Genomic DNA, 16,746 nt, shown 5'->3' with positions numbered 1-16,746 from the left:
AAGCCAGCTAGAATTTTCTATGTTTTACAAAATCAGCTATTACCAATAGGGTATTTTTAGCCTGTACATCAGGCAAAAGGTCCAGCTCCTTTTTGGCCCCTGAAATATAGCGATCCACAACTAAATTAGAATACTCAATGCTTCCACATTCCTTAATGATATCAATTGCCTCAAAAACCTCTTCTTCCGTTTTGCTTTCCTTGCTGATCAATTGAGCCAGACGTTCTTTACGGGGACTGTTTTTTAAAGCATAAAGCATGGGCAGCGTAATTATTCCCTGGCGCAAGTCTGCCCCAAGGGTTTTGCCAAGTTTTTGCTGATCTGCAACCATGTCTAGTATATCATCTATAATTTGAAAGGCGATACCTATTTTGTGCCCGTACCTGCGCAGAGGCATATATATTTCTTTGGGGGCACCGCATGCAACAGCACCCAACTGGCAGCTGGCTGCAATTAATAAGGCGGTTTTACGCTGGACCCGGTATAAGTAATCCTTGATCGATTGATTTATTTGGTAGGCGCTGGAAAGCTGCTGTATTTCCCCTTCGCACATTTTTACACTGATTTGAGACAGTACCTTTGTGATAAGGGGTGTATCTTCATACTTGGAAATCAGTACCAGGGCTTTGGCAAAAATTAAGTCGCCGGTATGCATGGATATGCGATTGCCCCACTTAGCCTTTACGGTGGGAATACCCCGCCTGGTGGCTGCAGAATCCACCACGTCATCATGCACCAGGCTGGCCATATGTAATAATTCCAGTGCCACCGCCAGCGGCAGCACCTTTTCTAATTGATAATTATAAAATTTTCCGGACAAAAGTGCAAAAGCCGGACGTAGTCTTTTTCCTCCGGCATTTAAAAGGTGACTGGATGTTTCATTTAACAACGGATGATGATGCTGCACCACTTGCTGCAGTTCGTCTTCCACCGCCCTCAGGTCCTTACGTATTTCTTTAAAAATATCAAGCACGACGCAGTTCACCCACTTGTTTTACTAATTCTAGCTTTTCTGCAGTAACATATAATTATTCGTTTATTTATGGTAAAATCCTCCCTAGGGCAAGAAAAAACCCCCTTTAATAAGGCTGGGGGTGTTTTTTTGCTACCTATAACTTTTTATCACACCTGGCACCTTTCCCGGTTCCATGTTGGGGTATAAGACCTTATCCACCATCAGTACCGGACCAACCGCACAGGCACCCAGGCAGCGCACCACTTCCAAGGCAAAAATACCATCCTCGGTTACCTCGCCGGGCTGTATTCCCAGTTCAGTTATCAACTGTTGCAGCAAATCTGAGCCACCCCTCAGGTGACATGAAGTGCCCAAGCACACTGCTATTCTATGCTTGGCCGGAGGTTTACTTTCAATTTCTATACTTGGTTGTTGTGAGACCACATTCACAATATCGTTATTACAATTACAGCAGTTTTTTTCTTTCATAGCATAACACTCCCGCCACAGCATTAATAGTATTCTTCGGTTACCCGTTTACCTTTTTCTTTAATTACATAAATTAAATCGCGAATAACATGCTGCTTGTACGTATAGATGGATGGTACTCCGCTGCCCAGCAGTGCCGGGTTTTCGGCGGTACCAACAATAAAATGAATGTCGTCAGCTTGTAAAAGTAAGGCGGCAAGCCTGCTGGCCCCGTCTTTTTTATTTTTTAAGTCCTTAAGTTTAGTTCCGTATTTTAAATGTTCCAGGGCGTACACCAGGGTTACCGCACCCTCGGTTACCAGGTCAATACCCGGCAGTATGCCCATGGGCGGTATTTTATTGCAGTTGGATGATAAATCCACGGCCACTTCACGGCCCAGTATGCGGCCCACAATGTTACCGGTAGTTCCACCGCACACAATCTTGGCACCGGGATTAGCCATTAATTTCTCTACAACCTTAACGTCGTCCTCTTTTCTTCGGGGAGGGCCTATCATAATGGTAACGAAATTTGGTATGCGGGCCTTAACCACCACCACGGTGGTATCGTCCCCCGGTTTTTCTCCGTATAAATTATAACATAATTGAGTTATCTCGTCTGCCCATTCGGTGGCATCTTTATCTGGGGAGAAGCTTTCTTCCAGGTGTCTGCTTACTCGCTCCCAACCCCAACCCATGTTCATTACATTTCCCACACCGGCGTGCAGCACACCGTCGCTGATCATCACCAGCCAGTCATTATTTCTCATCTGAAAAAAATATTCTTTAATGGTTTTTTCACCAATATTGCGCACCACCCGGCGGGGCTTAAACATTTTATTATGATGACCCACAAACACCTGCGGGTTGTCGTACTCCACCAGGTATGTACGACCGTCATCCATCACCTGTGCAATAGAGAAGGTGCTGTAGGCTAAGTTTCTAATTTGGCAGGTAGGTAAGGTACAGGCAATGGTTTCTATTACTTCATCTATATGTCCACCCATTTTAAGCATGGTGGCTGCGGTTTTCACCGTCAATTGTGAGAGTATGTTGGCCTTTACTCCACTTCCCAAACCGTCAGATAAAACCACTATATTGGCATTTTCAGTGCGAACCACTTCTACGCTGTCGCCGCACAACTCTTCATTATGTTTTTTCAGCTGAGATATACCTACATCTAAACGCAGTTTCATGAGCAGATTACTCCTTCCGCACGGCATCTTCCCTCATTAACTTAATCAACCTGCTCAAATGTATTTTACTTTCTGCTGTAGCTTCACCCAACAAGCCCGCTATCTCCTGGGCCACCATCATTTGTTTTTCTATCACTTCTTGGGCCTGCATAATGGTTTGGTTTTTCATTAACTCAAACTGCTCATGGTGGCGCCTTTCTTCAGTGATATCTATGAATATTCCCACCACAATTTGTTGATCCTCAACCGGGAAGATAATCTCATTTACTGTAATGCCATATTCGGGATACTCCCGGGAAATATGCATCATTTTTTTGTTATTCAACACCCGAACGTAGTTTTCGGGACTAATTAGTTTAGCCAGTTTTTCCCCCACAAGCTCTTTGCCGGAACATTTAAACAATTTTTCCGCCGCTGAATTCATTTCTAATATTGTTAAATCCTGACCCACAATAATAATACCGTTGGGCATGGCAGACATGACAACATTAGACAGCGATTCCGCCCGATCACGCATATAGGGGATACACATTTGCATCTCCGCTTTACCCTGGTAAACTGCCACAGCCTTATCCCTGCAGGTTTCGTAACCGCAGGCGCCGCAGTTTAGTTCATCCTCCGGCTTAGTCTTGCCGGTAAGCAGCAGTATATCTTCAATTTCATTTTCGCTTGGCATACTTTGTATTATTTTTTTGTTCACATATTCTCTTTTAAGAAGCTCAGCAGGCAGTTGTAATTCAACCGCATCATCTTGTTTTAGAGAGCGATAATATTCCAATACCTTTTGCCGGCGCACATAAATACTCTCTTCACGGCACAAGGACAGGGGGCCGTCAATACAACCGCCCCTACAGGCAAGCAGCTCCATAAAACGGGGAGGATTTTTAATTCCGCCGGTGGCCAGGTGCTCTAAATACTGCAAACAATCCTGCACCCCTGTGAGCGACACATAGTTTTTCTCATGATCAACCAAGCCGTGGCCGATGCCCCTTTGCATTCCCCCCTCCAAGGGGAACAGGTTGGCCACTCCCAATGGAGGATTATCAAACTCAGCAGGTTTTAGAGACTCGATATCTATGCCCCGCTCCTCAGCCAATTCCATCAATTCATTAAAGCCCAATACATAATCCACCGCATCGTCGATACCCTCAACCTTACGTTCAGCCTTTTTGGCAACACAGGGGCCAATAAACACCACATGGTAACCCGGGTGCTCAGAACGAATATAACGACCGTGGGCCACCATGGGCGAAACCACCGGAGCCAGCATCGGTATCAACTCTGGGTAGTATCTCTCCACAATATTAACCACCACCGGGCAAGAACTGCCAATGAGCGGTTTAGAAAAACCCAACCTGAGATGATGACGGATCACCAATTCAGCACCTATGGAAGTTTCCTGCACAATACTAAAACCAAGCCTGCGCAAGAGGTCGGGTAATTTACGGGGATCATCAAGGGGTATAGCTGCAGCATGGGAAGGTGCCACCGCAGCTGCCACATGTCCCCCTTGGGTTAGAAGTTTTTTCACCTCGTCAAAATCCCAGGTGGACAGTTTTTTAGCACTCTGGGGACAGGCCAGTATACAACAGCCCCTCTCAATGCACAAATTATCTATTACCTTGGCGTGATGTGCCCCGGTTTCTCTGTTGGAGGTTATTTCTATCGCCTTTACCGGACAAGTACGAATACAGCGATAACAATCTCTACACTTGGCTTCATTTGTAGTAATTAAGCCCATTTCCTCCACCCTTTCAAAAATGGGTAAGTACGCCTTTTAGGCATACTTACCCATTCGACACTTACATAACAATACCCTTTTCCTAAATATTATTTATTTACTGGCAAATCCACTCTAATGGCTACATTAGTTTTGAAAACTTGTTCTGCGTTGTCAATTGTCACACCGCTGATAATGTCGTCTTCAACCTTAATGGATACGCCCTGGTCACATTTTTCCAGACAGAAGGTGCCTCTTAACTGCACATGGCCCTCTAAGCCTAATTCTTTAATCAACTCGGCGAATCTATTCATGATATCGTAAGAGCCGCGCAAGTAACATCCGGTACCCACACATACCGAAACATTCACAGTTGCATCACCCTTTTCAATGTTGTTTACATCTATGGGTTTTCCGCTGATCCGCCGACGTGGTGTATATTGGGTATGCAAATCTTCATGGGTGCCACTGGTGGCAGGACCGCCAAACCATTCATCTAATATTTTATTAACATAAATATTATCCTGTGGTTTGTGTACCTGGTTGATGGCATCTAGGCGATAAGTTTCCTTGATACGCTGGATTCTGGCAGCAGTATCGTTTTTGTCAGGCTGTCCGCCGCCACCCACACAACCGGTGGGGCAACACATTACTTCAACTGCATGATAGAAAGCCTCGCCGTTCTTGACCTTTTGAATTAATTTTTCTGCATTGGCCAGGCCGTTAACCACCGCCAACTTTAACACATTGCCTTCAACTTCTAATTCTGTTTCTTTGATGCCTTCAGCACCGCGCACCGGTAGAAAATCTACCCGGCCAACTTCTTCGCCGCCAACATAACCGGCCACGAAACGTACCACAGACTCCATCACACCGCCGGATGCGCCAAAGATTAAGGCACTGCCGGAACCCATTCCCAGCGGATTGTCAAAGCCCACCGGCTCTAACTCTTCAAAAATAATGCCTGCTTCCCTAATCATTTGAGCCAGTTCCACCGTGGTGAGTACAATATCTACATCAGCATTGCCATCGGTTTTAAACTCCGGACGTTTAGCCTCAAACTTCTTAGCTGTACAGGGCATTATAGAAATGCACACCAGATCTTTGGCATCTTTGCCGATTTTCTTGGCATAGTGCTTTTTCACCAATGAGCCAAACATTTGCTGTGGTGAACGACAGCTAGAAAGATTTTCTAACAAGTCTGAGTGGGTCTGTTCACAGTATTTAATCCAACCGGGGCAGCAGGAGGTAAACAGGGGCAGTTTGCCACCGTTTTCTAACCGGTCTAAAAATTCCATAGATTCTTCAATGGTGGTCATATCGGCAGTGAATAAAGTATCGAACACTCTGTCAACACCCATCTTCTTCAATGCTGCCACTATTTGACCGGTTAACTTTTCACTGGCTCCCAGGCCAAATTCTTCACCCAATGCCACCCGCACCGCAGGAGCAATTTGCACCACAACGGTTTTGTTAGGATCATGGATGGCTGCCCAGGCTTCATTTACTTCCGGCTTAACAATCAATGCACCGGTGGGGCATACAGCCACACACTGGCCACAGTTTACGCAGTTAACTTCGGTAAGATCCTTGCCAAAGGCAGTGGTAACCTGAGTTTGGCTGCCACGGTGGGCAAAGTCCCAAACACCGATACCTTGAATTTCTTTACACATCCGCACACAGTCGCCGCAGAGAATACACTTGTTGGGGTCTTTAATAATGCTGGTGCCGGATTCATCCAGGGGCAGTTTAACATCACGTTTTCCAAAACGAACTTTGCTTATACCGAACTGCTTAGCCAAGGTCTGCAGTTTACAGCTAGTGCTCTTGCCACAGGTGGGGCATTCGCGATCGTGGTTTGCCAAAAGCAGCTCGATAATCATGCGGCGCAGCCGTCTTATACGCTCGGTGTTGGTATGTATAACCATACCGTCGCTGGGCGGTGTTGAACAAGAGGCCACCACACCCATTTTTTCTACCTCTACCACACAAAGGCGGCAGGCACCATAAATACTCAATTCTGAATGATAACAAAATGTAGGTAACTGAATACCCACCCGGCGCGCTAATTCAAGAATATTTTTCGCACCGTTTATCTCAACTAATTGACCGTCTAATGTCACTTTGCCGGTACTCATTTTTTCACACTCCTTATCCTCTGTTAAAACGGGACACTATGCCGTGTAAATAGCGTCAAATTTGCACTTCTCTATGCAAGTTCCACATTTGGCGCACTTGCTAATGTCAATGGTATGTGGTTGCTTCTTCTCACCGGTGATAGCTCCGGCAGGACAAACCCTTACGCACAACCCGCAACCCTTACATTTTTCAGCATCAATGAAGTAATCCTGTAAATCTTTACAAACTCCCACCGGACACTTCTTGTCCCTTACGTGTGCTTCATACTCATCTCTGAAATAACGGAGTGTGGTTAAAACGGGGTTCGGTGCTGTTTTACCCAAACCACACAGTGAGCCGTCCCGCACAATGTAAGCCAATTCTTCCAACAGTGCCAGGTCTTCCTCGGTGGCTTGACCCTTGGTGATAGATGTTAAAATTTCCAGCATGCGCTTGGTGCCTTCGCGGCAGGGAACACACTTACCGCAAGATTCATTTTGCACAAAGCCCATAAAGAACTTGGCCACTTCAACCATGCAGGTGTCTTGGCCCATTACCACCAAACCACCTGAGCCTATCATAGCCCCGGCTTTTCTTAACTCATCGTAATCCAATTTTAAATCTAAGTGTTCCTTGGTTAAGCAACCCCCTGACGGGCCACCAATTTGAACTGCTTTAAATTCTTTGCCTGGCAACAGGCCTCCGCCAATGTCGAAAACAATTTCTTTTAAGGTCATACCCATTGGCACTTCCACCAAACCGGTATGGGCCACCTGACCTGCCAGGGCAAAGGTTTTGGTTCCTGGGCTGCTTTCGGTTCCAAAGGCCTTAAACCATTTGCCGCCTTTTAATAAAATGGACGGTAAGTTAGCCAGTGTTTCTACGTTGTTGATAATGGTGGGGCATCCCCACAGACCTTTGTTGGCCGGGAACGGCGGTCTTGGACGCGGCATGCCACGCTCACCTTCAATTGATGCAATCAGTGCAGTTTCTTCACCGCACACAAAGGCGCCGGCACCCTCTTTAATATTAATTTTAAAGTTAAAGCCGGTGCCGAGAATGTTTTCACCTAACAGACCCATCTTTTCAGACTCTACAACCGCTTTCTTTAAGCGCTTAACTGCTAGGGGGTATTCCGCCCGCACATAGACATAACCTTCGTCTGCACCGATGGCATAGCCGGCCAGCATCATACCTTCAAATACCCGGTAGGGGTCACCTTCCATTAAACTGCGGTCCATAAAGGCACCGGGGTCACCTTCGTCACCGTTACAAATGATATACTTTTTATCGCCCTGGGCCGCTGCAGCAAACTGCCACTTTCTGCCGGTGGGGAAGCCGCCGCCGCCACGTCCCCTTAGGCCCGATTCCAGTATTTCATTAATTACCTGTTCCGGAGTCATATCAAATAATGCCTTGGCAAGAGCTTGGAAACCGTCATGTGCTATATAGTCGTAAAGGTCATCCGGATTAACTCTGCCGCAGTGCTCCAAGGCCACCCGGTTTTGTTTTTGATAAAAGGGCACTTCGTCCTGGGTTTCAACCAACTCACCGGTGGTGGGATGCACATACATTAATCTTTCAACTAACTGACCGCCGAGGATATGTTTTTCGATAATTTCATCCACATCGTCCTCTTTAACGTGGTGATAAAGGGTTCCGGCAGGCTCAATACGCACCAGCGGACCCATTTGGCAAAATCCGTGACAGCCACTGACATTTACTGCACAGGGTTCGCCTTCCTTTTCTTCCATCAACATTACTTTAACCGGAAGACCCTTGTCTTGAAGCTTAGTTTTAAGGGATTCATACACCTTCAGTGAGCCACCGGCCACACAGCCTGTACCCGCGCAGACCAGGATGCGCATTTTTTCTCTTTTCAATGCTTCCTTGGCCTTTTGTTCTAATTGAATTAAATCTTCACGTGACTTAAGCATGTCGCTGCCTCCTTGTAGTAGCGTTTCTAGTTTTACGCCTTAAGAAGAAGTTTCCGCAGAATTTATCTTGTTGATAACTTCCAGCACACCTTCCGGGGTCGCTTGCCCGTAAACCTCTACATCGTTCACCGTTACCACTGGGGCCAAACCGCAGGCACCCAGGCAGGATACCGTTTCAACAGTAAATTGCAAATCTTCGGTAGTTGATTGGTCATCCTTTAACTTTAGTTCTTTGCGCAGTGCAAAGTTGATGGGCCCAGCCCCCCGCACGTGACAGGCTGTGCCGTCACAAATTCTAATTACGTACTTGCCTTTGGGGATGAGAGAAAACTGTGCATAAAACGTGGCTACCCCAAATACTGTCGCCGGAGGCAACTTCATAGCTGTGGCTATGTAAGTGAGCACCTCCTCAGGAAGATAGCGATACTCTTCCTGTACCTCCTGCAGGATTGCAATCAGATGAGATGTTTTTGCTTCGTGCTTGTTGATAATTTCCTGCAGTTTTTGAAATTTTCTTTGCGGCGATTCCATCACAAAAGCCCCCTTTATGTCATTTCTTGTATTAAAAAACTTCATCATATCCCCGGTGGGCTAACCACCCATAAACCGGTTGCCCGCTCGTCACCAATGTTGGTTATCGAGCTGGGATCATCAAAAATAAAATAAGCGGCATCATCTTTTTCTAAAACATACTTCTTGTTATTTACAGATACTTCCACCTTCCCTCTTAAGATATAAATAAAGTCCTCATGGGTACCCGGAAATGAAGGCAGGTCAACTTTAGTTTCGCCCGCCTCTAGATTAAATACCAGCGGCTGCATTTTTTTGTTTCTGGTACCCAGGAAAGCCAACATTTCTAGTTTTACATCATCACTTTCACAAGCTATACTCTTTCTGTTTTCTTTCCTGACTATTACCCATTCCTCGGGCAGCTCATCCTCAATGAGCAAACTCATATTAGTATCTAATGCTGCAGCTATACTCTTTAATGTGGAAAATGAAGGTGAAACTTTGTTTTGCTCAAGCTGATAAATAAAACTGGCCGTGACGCCCACCTGTTGGGCCAGCTGCCTAACACTTAGATTATTGTTGACACGTATTTGTTTTAGTCGATCACCTAAAGACATAAGTCGCCCTCCTACTTTTGGGCCATCTGAAAAGTCTGAATTTTTGTTTTATTATAGATGTTTACTTTACACTTGTCAAGTAATTCTTTGTATTTTTAAATCAGTTATTATTTTAAATTAATTGAATTGTCAATTTTGTCAGTTAAATGACATTTTTGTTAAATATTTTTTGTCTTAATCCCCCTTGCAAACCAAACATATGTTTGTATATAATAGGGCCATGGGCAATAAAGTTATTTTTCTCATCGACATGAATAGTTTTTTTGCATCGGTACATCAGGCAATGGAGCCGGCCCTACGACAGCAACCGGTAATTGTGTGCGGCGACCCTGCCAAGCGGCACGGCATTGTGTTGGCCGCCAGCTACCCGGCCAAAGCCTACGGCGTAAAAACCGGCATGACGGTGAATGAGGCCAAAAGGCTTTGCCCCCAGGGGGTTTTTGTGGCCCCCCGTTACCACCATTATTTTGAGTTTTCCACTCGAATATTAAACATCTTACGTGATTTTAGTCCGCTGGTGGAGCCCTTCAGCATAGACGAGGCCTTTGTTGATGTAACCGGATGTGCCGGCCTATTTGGTACGCCCCGGGAAATGGCTGTCAAGATAAAGGAACGGATTAAAAATGAAGTGGGGGTGACCTGCAGCGTGGGCATAGGCCCCAACAAACTGCTGGCCAAAATGGCGGCAGATTTACAAAAACCCGATGGGCTGGTGGTACTAAACCACTCAGATGTACCTTCAAAACTGTGGCCGCTGCCGGTGCGCAAACTTTTTGGGGTGGGGAGCAGATATGAAAAGCACTTCTCTAGATTAAATATTAAAACCATTGGAGATTTGGCAAATTACCCGGTGGAAATTTTGAGGAGTAAATTTGGCCTAATGGGAGAGGTGCTGCACCTTTCGGCCAAGGGCATTGACCACAGCCCGGTGGATCCCTCAAGCCTGGAACAGGTAAAAAGCATCGGCAACCAAATTACCCTGCCCCGGGATTATTGCGGTTTTGATGAGATCGGTGTGGTCATTTTAGAGTTGGCCGAGCAGGTTTGCTACCGGGCCAGAATGGCGGGTTACTTAGGCAAAACCATAGCACTGACACTGCGCGATCACAACTTGATTAGCAGTACCCACTCCCAAACTCTGGCACAGCCATCCAACATCACCAACGAAATTTACCAAGGGGCAGTGGCACTGATGCACAAACACTGGCCCAACTATATACGGGTGCGCTCGGTGGCTTTAACCCTTTCTAATCTCACCGATAACTACTCCCGCCAGCTGAGCATGCTCGGTGACACCCTTAAAGAAGAACAGGCAGACAGAGCCTGCGACGCCATCAAAAACCGCTGGGGATACCATGCCATAAAAAGGGCGGTATCATTAACGGAACGGGGAGTTTTTTATGACAGGAAGAAAAATAGATAATTACTACCGAAAGAACTTTTTATATCGCAGCCACACCATGATGCTGCCTGAGATGCAGCAAAAGGTAACCCACACCTGCAAAGACTGCCTCTACCTGGTGACGGTGCAGGGTAAGCACGAAAATAAATTATGCTGTGTAAAGGATATTGACATTTACGGAAACAAAACAAAGGCCGTTCCCCGGCAAGTGAGTATTTATCATTTATTAAAATACATCTCAGGGGAACGCTTGTTAGAGTTGGTGGAAAAAAGTTCACCCCACAAGGTGGGGTGCGGAAAGTTTCAAAAATTGTAATGCCGAAAATTTAAAGCATCTCTTTAGATATGTTACTTAGTTTTTCTGCCAGAAGGGCATTTTCTTCAATGGCCTTGGCAATGTATTGTGAGGTTTCGGACTGGGTTTCACTGATATTGTTTGTTTGTCCTACCAAATTCATCAATTTATCAGTGTTTTCACGAATTTGACTAATAATATCCGCAATATCTTTTACCGAACGGGTACTGCGATCTGACAGTTTCCTAATTTCATCGGCAACAACATGAAAACCTCTACCCGCATCACCGGCCCGAGCCGCTTCAATGGCAGCATTTAACCCCAACAACTTTGTCTGGCCGGCAACGTCATTAATAAATTTAAGTATTTCGTCGGTCTTTTCTAACCTATCGCTAGTTTCTTGGGCAACCGCACTCAGCTGGCCCTGCATAGATGAAAGTTGTTGGGCAGATGCAGCCATCTCTTCCGTACTACTGCTGATTTCCTCCGTTGAAGCTGCTAAGGTTTCTGAAATATTTGCAATTTCCTCCTGTATAGATATATCAAAACCTACCCCCACACAACCCACAAGCTCGCCTTCTTCAAAGACAGGTATAGCCACTGCTTTAAATGTAATGCCAAAAACTTCTTTAGGTACAATTTTAGTATTTCTTTCCCCTGTGCTTATGGCCTCATCAATACCATCACCCCGAGCAATTTTTCCCCCTCTTTTACTCCAACATCTATCCTGTTACCAGGTAGATATTTTAGGAACTTTTCCCTATCTGTTATTGCAATCATACAATCCATGGGGAAAATTCCTTGAATAATTTCTGCCATTTCAGATAGTACCTGTAATTTCTGGGACTGCATATTTACACCATCTTTCTTAAAAATATACTAAACATTGCTTATTTCGCCATCCCAAACAGGTATCCTCTATACTATTGTAAAAATTTATATATTATTGTTGTAATAATTCATATAGCCTATCCTGGACGGTTTGCCCACAATAGCTTTATTTGCATAAATAACAATTTTAAGGTCAAGACTAATTTTGGTGACAATTATGACCGCTCTAAATAGCAGGCAGTTGTTTTGGATAATAGTTGGTTTTATATTAGGAAGCGCCATACTGCTGATCACCGGTATATTGGTAAGTACCGCATCCCAGGATGCCTGGTTATCATTAATTATCGGTGCCTTTCTAGGTATAATACCACTGCTGTTAGTTACTAAACTGTCCTGTCTTTACCCGGGAAAATCACTTGTGCAATACAGCCAGTTAATTTTGGGTAAGTTTGCGGGCAAAATTGTTGGCATTATTTGGTGTTGGTTTGCTTTACATTTGGGGGTTCTGGTACTAAGAAATTTTGCAGATTTTATTATGATTTCTATGCTGCCGCGCACTCCGGAAATAGTTATTTACATCACCTTTATCATACCGGTTATCCTTGTGCTCTTTGCAGGTATAGGAGTCTTTGGAAATGTTGTTCAGATAATATCTCCGGTGGTATTGTCTTTGTTCATCATGGTTACGGTTATCATGATGCCGCAATTTGACTTTGGATATTTACAGCCGGTGCTGCAGCAAGGTATTCATAACATTATCTGGGGTTCAATGCAAGTTTTTGCCTTTCCCTTCGGCGAAATGGTACTGATAGCAAGTATACTGCCGTCATTAAAGGATAAAGAGAAGTGCACGCAGGTTTTATTAAAGGGCTTGTTAGTTGCCACCATTTTGCTGTTGTTAGGTTTGTTTAGAACGGTTCTGGTATTGGGAGTGGAAGATACACAAAGACTGATCTACCCAGTGATGGAGCCGGCAAAAATAGAAATCTTCGGTTTTATCCGCGGCTTGGAAGTTATTATTATCATTAACTGGTATAGCTTTGGCTTTATAAAATTTGCCGTATGCCTATATGCCTTTTGTAGAGGTTTTTCTAATCTGACCGGCTGCCATAGCTATAAGCCCATTATTATACCCGCATCTATTGTAATGATTTCTTTAGCCATAATAAGTTTTAATAATATTGCAGAACAATTTAATTACGCTTTAACATTTTGGCCAATATTCACCATTCCAATACAGCTCTTTATACCTGCAATTCTATTGGCGGTGGCAAAGTTGAAAAAGTAAAAAAGACTGCCGCCTTCATCGACAGTCTGCAAAACCTGCCCTTGGGGCAGGTTTTAAAATTTAATAGGACTTAGTTTATGGGTGGTTGATGGTGATCATTTGCCGTATGTTTGTGAGGGCTGCCAAAGTATGGAGAACTTGCCAAGAAGTTAAAAAACTCATCTTGCTGTTCATGGGGAATATAAGCCAATTCAACACCGGTGGCCCTGGCTAAAAAGGGATCTAAGCAGCACAAGTCTGATTTACTTACCTCTGCGAGACCGGTTTTCCCTAAAGAATAACAAAGGGACTGCATTTCAAGAACCGAGGCATTGAGGAAGTTAAACAAGGTTTTAGCCCCTTCCTCAATATCAAATTTATCTGTGATTTTAGCATTATAGACAGACAAACTGGTTGGCGGTTCAAAGGGAATTGCCTTAACCAGCTGGGCACCCAAGGTGGCCATTACCGCAGCCGTGCCAATATAAACGGCGTGGGCACCCAAGGCCATAGCTTTTAGAAAATCACCGGGTGTAATTAATCCCCCCGAAGCAATTAAACTGACGTCTTGGTTTGCACCCTTATTTAGTAGAAAATTAGCCGCCCGGGAAATTGCAAACAAGGTGGGCAGCCCCAGATCATCTTCTAAGGTAGGGGCGGCTGCATGGGTTCCCCCCTCGGCACCGTCTATGGTAATAAAATCAACCTCGGCTTCCAGTGCAATTTGCAGTTCCTTTTCTAAATGGTGGGTTGCTGCAATTTTTAAACCCACCGGCACCCCGGTTTCATCCTTTAGTTTTCTTACCAGGGCAATAAATTGTTCCTTAGTATCTATACCCGGCAGCCGGGAATGAATGCGGGCGTCCTCCCCTTCGGGAATGTCAAAGACCTCCCTAAAATCAGGCCCTATGTTTTTGGCAGCCGTCCGCTGGGGGGATGACCCCTGGGCACCTTGCCCAAGCTGAATTTCAATGGCATCCAACCTGGAATACTTTTCACGCTCATTTAACCATCCACCCCGGTTGTACTGCCCAATAAGAAGCTTTGCCGCCTCACGCTCTTCTTCCATCAGACCGGCTTCGCCGGTATTAGTTGCCGTACCGGAGGCAGATGCACCCTTTGCCAAGGCAATTTTAACACTCTTGCTGAGAGCTCCACCAAAGGACATGCCGGCTATCATAATTGGGATAGCCAACTCCAAAGGTTTTCTGGCGCGTTTACCTATGGTAACAGCCGTTGTAATGCTAACATTGTCCGGCGTTGGAAAACGAAATAAATGAACAGGATTAAATAAGAATTTATTCCAAGGGGAAAAGCGCATATAACTGCCCAAAGGCCGGGCAGGAGGTTGTCCGCCGCTGGAGCGCATTACCACCTCCATTAGGTTGACCACCCCCACCTTTTGGGTAACCGGAATCATTTCAAAAATATTTTCAGTGTACTGATCCCGAGCCATCCTAAGAAAGGCCTTATCTATCGTCTCGTTCATGATGTTGCGGACAATATTCTCAACAATCTTATACATCCACTTCACCCACATTCACTATTAGTTTAAAGATTTCTTAAGATTATTGATCTCCTGGGCTAAACTAATACAAATTTGCTGAACCTGGCCCAACTGCCTGGCTGCACTTTGTTCTTCACTGGCAATTTGATTTAATTTGTCGTCACCGTAGTCCATCAAATCCTTAGAATGTTCTGTTTCCACAGTGGAGATGGTACCAGCTATGGTTTGAATTTTATTAAGCTCAGAATGAATGTACTCTAAAGTGTTTTTTACGTTTCGCTGCTCCATTTAGATCCACATCCTTTCTTTGGTTTGATTATATTTTGACCGTAATAATACAAAATTATTTAGTTTCCCATGCTTAGTGGTTGTGACAAAAATAAATCGCCCATAACAGGCGATTTGAACGTCACTTTGCACTCTATTGATTTAAATTCCTCATAGGTAGACTACAAACTGCCTATTGTTCATAATAACCTGCAAAAGCCAATCGACCCCCGGGGTTTTTTGCACTATTGGGGGTCGACGGAAAATAGATTGCACATAGCACGTGGAACAATAAAGCCTTTGCTATACCTTGCGGTAACACAAAAGCCCGGTTTATATACTAACTATTCATCATCATCTTCTAACAAATCAGTCAGATATTTTAGCAAATCAAAAACCCTAATTACACCCACCGCTTTTTTGCCATCAAAAACCAACAACATATTCAAACCATTTTCAATCATGATATCCAAAGCTTCGTCCACCGTTTGATCGGGCCCTACACCAAAATTTTTTAGGGGTAGTAAAGCATCGGCTACTTTGGTGATAGGCTCCTCTTGTGGTGCCTTATAGAAAAATGCCCATGAGTTACCAAATGGTTTCGGGTTAACTTCTTCCCGGGCAGCATTCATCTTAATAACATTCATAATATCCCGCACCCGCAGTATGCCCACCAGCCGCTCTTCACCATCTATTTTTTCAGTTTTACTAAATACCAAAACTGCCCGGTATTCCTTACCACTTTTTCGTAGGTGACGCCGAAAAACTTTGGTAGCTTCTTTAATCCCGTCTGTGTCGTATACCACCGGATACATAGACAAAGGGATCATTAAGTCACTAACCTTTTTTACCTCATCCATGAAATACACCTCATATCATAAATTTTTATAAACCCAAGATGGCTTATGCCACCTTATATATTATCATAACATGTTTAGGTAATTAAGGAAACCTTTAGCAACTTACATCAAAAGACTCCATTATCATTAGGCAAATGACATAACACTATTCGCAATAAACAAACCAAACGCCCCTAAATTTCTTTAATCAGAAAATTAGGGGCGTTTATTCCTCATAGGTAGGCTACAAACAGTTCAAAGTAAAAGTTCGCATCAGCGACACTGTGCGTTTCAATTCCTCATAGGTAGGCTACAAACCGTTGGTAAATCAAAAAATGACACAATATTAACGAATTGTTTCAATTCCTCATAGGTAGGCTACAAACTGGTAGAATTATCAGTTATATTATTACAAATTTAGGTATAGTTTCAATTCCTCATAGGTAGGCTATAAACTTTGCACTTCTTTGCTGCTGCCTGATACCATCCATGTTTCAATTCCTCATAGGTAGGCTACAAACCCACTTTAGGGGTCTTAAAACGCTGATTTTACACTAAAAACTGACTAAATAATGTAGACTTGCTTTATTATATACTACATTTTTACATAATAACCTGCAAAAACCAGTAAAACTTATTAAATTTTTTCGTCGACCTCCGGGGTTTTTTGCACTATTGGGGGTCGACGAAAATATAAATAGGTATTTAATAGTTAGTAAAAAACATAGTGTAAAATTGTTGTAGGAAAAAAAGAAACAAGAGACCACTCTTTTTGGTAAAATAAAGTCGAGCAAAACCCAAATTACCAAAGGAGTGT

At 44.1% G+C, this 16,746-nt stretch carries 16 protein-coding genes; 3 read left to right on the top strand and 13 right to left on the bottom strand.

Annotation, left to right across the window (positions count from 1 at the left end; translation table 11 throughout):
- Positions 1-7 precede the first annotated feature (7 nt).
- From BR02_RS0101840 to BR02_RS0101805, 8 genes are all read right to left on the bottom strand, one after another.
- A complete protein-coding gene (locus BR02_RS0101840) occupies positions 8-973 on the bottom strand; it encodes a polyprenyl synthetase family protein (RefSeq protein WP_031513651.1) in 966 nt (321 codons plus the stop codon).
- Positions 974-1,105: 132 nt separating this feature from the next.
- Entirely contained in the window at positions 1,106-1,444 is a 339-nt protein-coding gene (locus tag BR02_RS0101835) for an NADH-quinone oxidoreductase subunit NuoE family protein (protein WP_051688075.1), read from the bottom strand.
- 23 nt (positions 1,445-1,467) lie between these two features.
- Positions 1,468-2,619: a SpoIIE family protein phosphatase gene (locus BR02_RS0101830; protein ID WP_031513647.1), complete on the bottom strand. Its 1,152-nt coding sequence runs from the start codon at positions 2,617-2,619 to the stop codon at positions 1,468-1,470.
- 7 nt (positions 2,620-2,626) lie between these two features.
- On the bottom strand, positions 2,627-4,360 hold the full coding sequence (locus BR02_RS0101825) for a [Fe-Fe] hydrogenase large subunit C-terminal domain-containing protein (protein WP_031513645.1): 1,734 nt from the start codon (positions 4,358-4,360) through the stop codon (positions 2,627-2,629).
- A gap of 89 nt (positions 4,361-4,449) precedes the next feature.
- The gene (locus BR02_RS0101820) at positions 4,450-6,477 is read right to left on the bottom strand and encodes a [FeFe] hydrogenase, group A (protein ID WP_031513643.1); all 2,028 of its coding nucleotides are present in this window, start codon (positions 6,475-6,477) and stop codon (positions 4,450-4,452) included.
- Positions 6,478-6,513: 36 nt separating this feature from the next.
- Positions 6,514-8,394 carry an NADH-quinone oxidoreductase subunit NuoF gene (nuoF, locus tag BR02_RS0101815; RefSeq protein WP_031513641.1) on the bottom strand — a complete coding sequence of 627 codons (1,881 nt, stop codon included), beginning with the start codon at positions 8,392-8,394 and terminating at the stop codon, positions 6,514-6,516.
- Positions 8,395-8,433: 39 nt separating this feature from the next.
- A complete protein-coding gene (locus BR02_RS0101810) occupies positions 8,434-8,925 on the bottom strand; it encodes an NADH-quinone oxidoreductase subunit NuoE family protein (RefSeq protein ID WP_031513639.1) in 492 nt (163 codons plus the stop codon).
- Between the two features lie 44 nt (positions 8,926-8,969).
- The gene (locus BR02_RS0101805) at positions 8,970-9,521 is read right to left on the bottom strand and encodes a helix-turn-helix domain-containing protein (protein ID WP_031513637.1); all 552 of its coding nucleotides are present in this window, start codon (positions 9,519-9,521) and stop codon (positions 8,970-8,972) included.
- Positions 9,522-9,720: 199 nt separating this feature from the next.
- Here BR02_RS0101805 and dinB point away from each other — a divergent pair, with 199 nt between their 5' ends.
- On the top strand, positions 9,721-10,944 hold the full coding sequence (gene dinB / locus BR02_RS0101800) for a DNA polymerase IV (RefSeq protein WP_337999109.1): 1,224 nt from the start codon (positions 9,721-9,723) through the stop codon (positions 10,942-10,944).
- On the top strand, positions 10,922-11,239 hold the full coding sequence (locus tag BR02_RS0101795; protein ID WP_031513633.1) for a hypothetical protein: 318 nt from the start codon (positions 10,922-10,924) through the stop codon (positions 11,237-11,239). The genes dinB and BR02_RS0101795 overlap by 23 nt, the downstream gene beginning before the upstream one ends.
- 10 nt (positions 11,240-11,249) lie before the next feature.
- On the opposite strand, the gene BR02_RS14250 is transcribed toward BR02_RS0101795, so the two are convergent.
- Complete coding sequence (locus BR02_RS14250) at positions 11,250-11,819, bottom strand: methyl-accepting chemotaxis protein (RefSeq protein ID WP_274377099.1); 570 nt, start codon at positions 11,817-11,819, stop codon at positions 11,250-11,252.
- A gap of 62 nt (positions 11,820-11,881) precedes the next feature.
- Positions 11,882-12,070, bottom strand: a complete 189-nt coding sequence (locus tag BR02_RS14660) for a hypothetical protein (protein ID WP_051688073.1) — start codon at positions 12,068-12,070, stop codon at positions 11,882-11,884.
- 196 nt (positions 12,071-12,266) lie between these two features.
- On the opposite strand from BR02_RS14660, the gene BR02_RS0101785 reads away from it, so the two are divergent.
- Positions 12,267-13,337: a GerAB/ArcD/ProY family transporter gene (locus tag BR02_RS0101785; protein WP_031513631.1), complete on the top strand. Its 1,071-nt coding sequence runs from the start codon at positions 12,267-12,269 to the stop codon at positions 13,335-13,337.
- Between the two features lie 70 nt (positions 13,338-13,407).
- On the opposite strand, the gene BR02_RS0101780 is transcribed toward BR02_RS0101785, so the two are convergent.
- The 3 genes from BR02_RS0101780 to BR02_RS0101770 all read right to left on the bottom strand — a co-directional run bounded on the left by BR02_RS0101780 (position 13,408) and on the right by BR02_RS0101770 (position 15,950).
- The gene (locus BR02_RS0101780; RefSeq protein WP_051688072.1) at positions 13,408-14,841 is read right to left on the bottom strand and encodes an FMN-binding glutamate synthase family protein; all 1,434 of its coding nucleotides are present in this window, start codon (positions 14,839-14,841) and stop codon (positions 13,408-13,410) included.
- 21 nt (positions 14,842-14,862) lie between these two features.
- Positions 14,863-15,111: a hypothetical protein gene (locus tag BR02_RS0101775; protein ID WP_034638676.1), complete on the bottom strand. Its 249-nt coding sequence runs from the start codon at positions 15,109-15,111 to the stop codon at positions 14,863-14,865.
- A 323-nt stretch (positions 15,112-15,434) separates the two neighbouring features.
- Positions 15,435-15,950, bottom strand: a complete 516-nt coding sequence (locus tag BR02_RS0101770) for a CBS domain-containing protein (protein WP_031513625.1) — start codon at positions 15,948-15,950, stop codon at positions 15,435-15,437.
- Positions 15,951-16,746: the final 796 nt, after the last annotated feature.

The sequence above is a fragment of the Desulfofalx alkaliphila DSM 12257 genome (assembly GCF_000711975.1).
Lineage (GTDB): Bacteria > Bacillota > Desulfotomaculia > Desulfotomaculales > Desulfohalotomaculaceae > Desulfofalx > Desulfofalx alkaliphila.
This window is presented reverse-complemented; position numbering and strand designations above follow the sequence as displayed.

Bases quoted from the DNA above. Each gene is read 5' to 3' on its own strand.
- BR02_RS0101770 (WP_031513625.1), bottom strand. From the start codon at position 15,950: ATGGATGAGGTAAAAAAGGTTAGTGACTTAATGATCCCTTTGTCTATG.
- BR02_RS14660 (WP_051688073.1), bottom strand. From the start codon at position 12,070: ATGCAGTCCCAGAAATTACAGGTACTATCTGAAATGGCAGAAATTATT.
- BR02_RS0101835 (WP_051688075.1), bottom strand. From the start codon at position 1,444: ATGAAAGAAAAAAACTGCTGTAATTGTAATAACGATATTGTGAATGTG.
- dinB (WP_337999109.1), top strand. From the start codon at position 9,721: ATGTTTGTATATAATAGGGCCATGGGCAATAAAGTTATTTTTCTCATC.
- BR02_RS0101785 (WP_031513631.1), top strand. From the start codon at position 12,267: ATGACCGCTCTAAATAGCAGGCAGTTGTTTTGGATAATAGTTGGTTTT.
- BR02_RS0101825 (WP_031513645.1), bottom strand. From the start codon at position 4,360: ATGGGCTTAATTACTACAAATGAAGCCAAGTGTAGAGATTGTTATCGC.
- BR02_RS0101830 (WP_031513647.1), bottom strand. From the start codon at position 2,619: ATGAAACTGCGTTTAGATGTAGGTATATCTCAGCTGAAAAAACATAAT.
- BR02_RS0101805 (WP_031513637.1), bottom strand. From the start codon at position 9,521: ATGTCTTTAGGTGATCGACTAAAACAAATACGTGTCAACAATAATCTA.
- BR02_RS0101795 (WP_031513633.1), top strand. From the start codon at position 10,922: ATGACAGGAAGAAAAATAGATAATTACTACCGAAAGAACTTTTTATAT.
- BR02_RS0101820 (WP_031513643.1), bottom strand. From the start codon at position 6,477: ATGAGTACCGGCAAAGTGACATTAGACGGTCAATTAGTTGAGATAAAC.
- BR02_RS0101810 (WP_031513639.1), bottom strand. From the start codon at position 8,925: ATGGAATCGCCGCAAAGAAAATTTCAAAAACTGCAGGAAATTATCAAC.
- BR02_RS0101780 (WP_051688072.1), bottom strand. From the start codon at position 14,841: ATGTATAAGATTGTTGAGAATATTGTCCGCAACATCATGAACGAGACG.
- nuoF (WP_031513641.1), bottom strand. From the start codon at position 8,394: ATGCTTAAGTCACGTGAAGATTTAATTCAATTAGAACAAAAGGCCAAG.
- BR02_RS0101775 (WP_034638676.1), bottom strand. From the start codon at position 15,111: ATGGAGCAGCGAAACGTAAAAAACACTTTAGAGTACATTCATTCTGAG.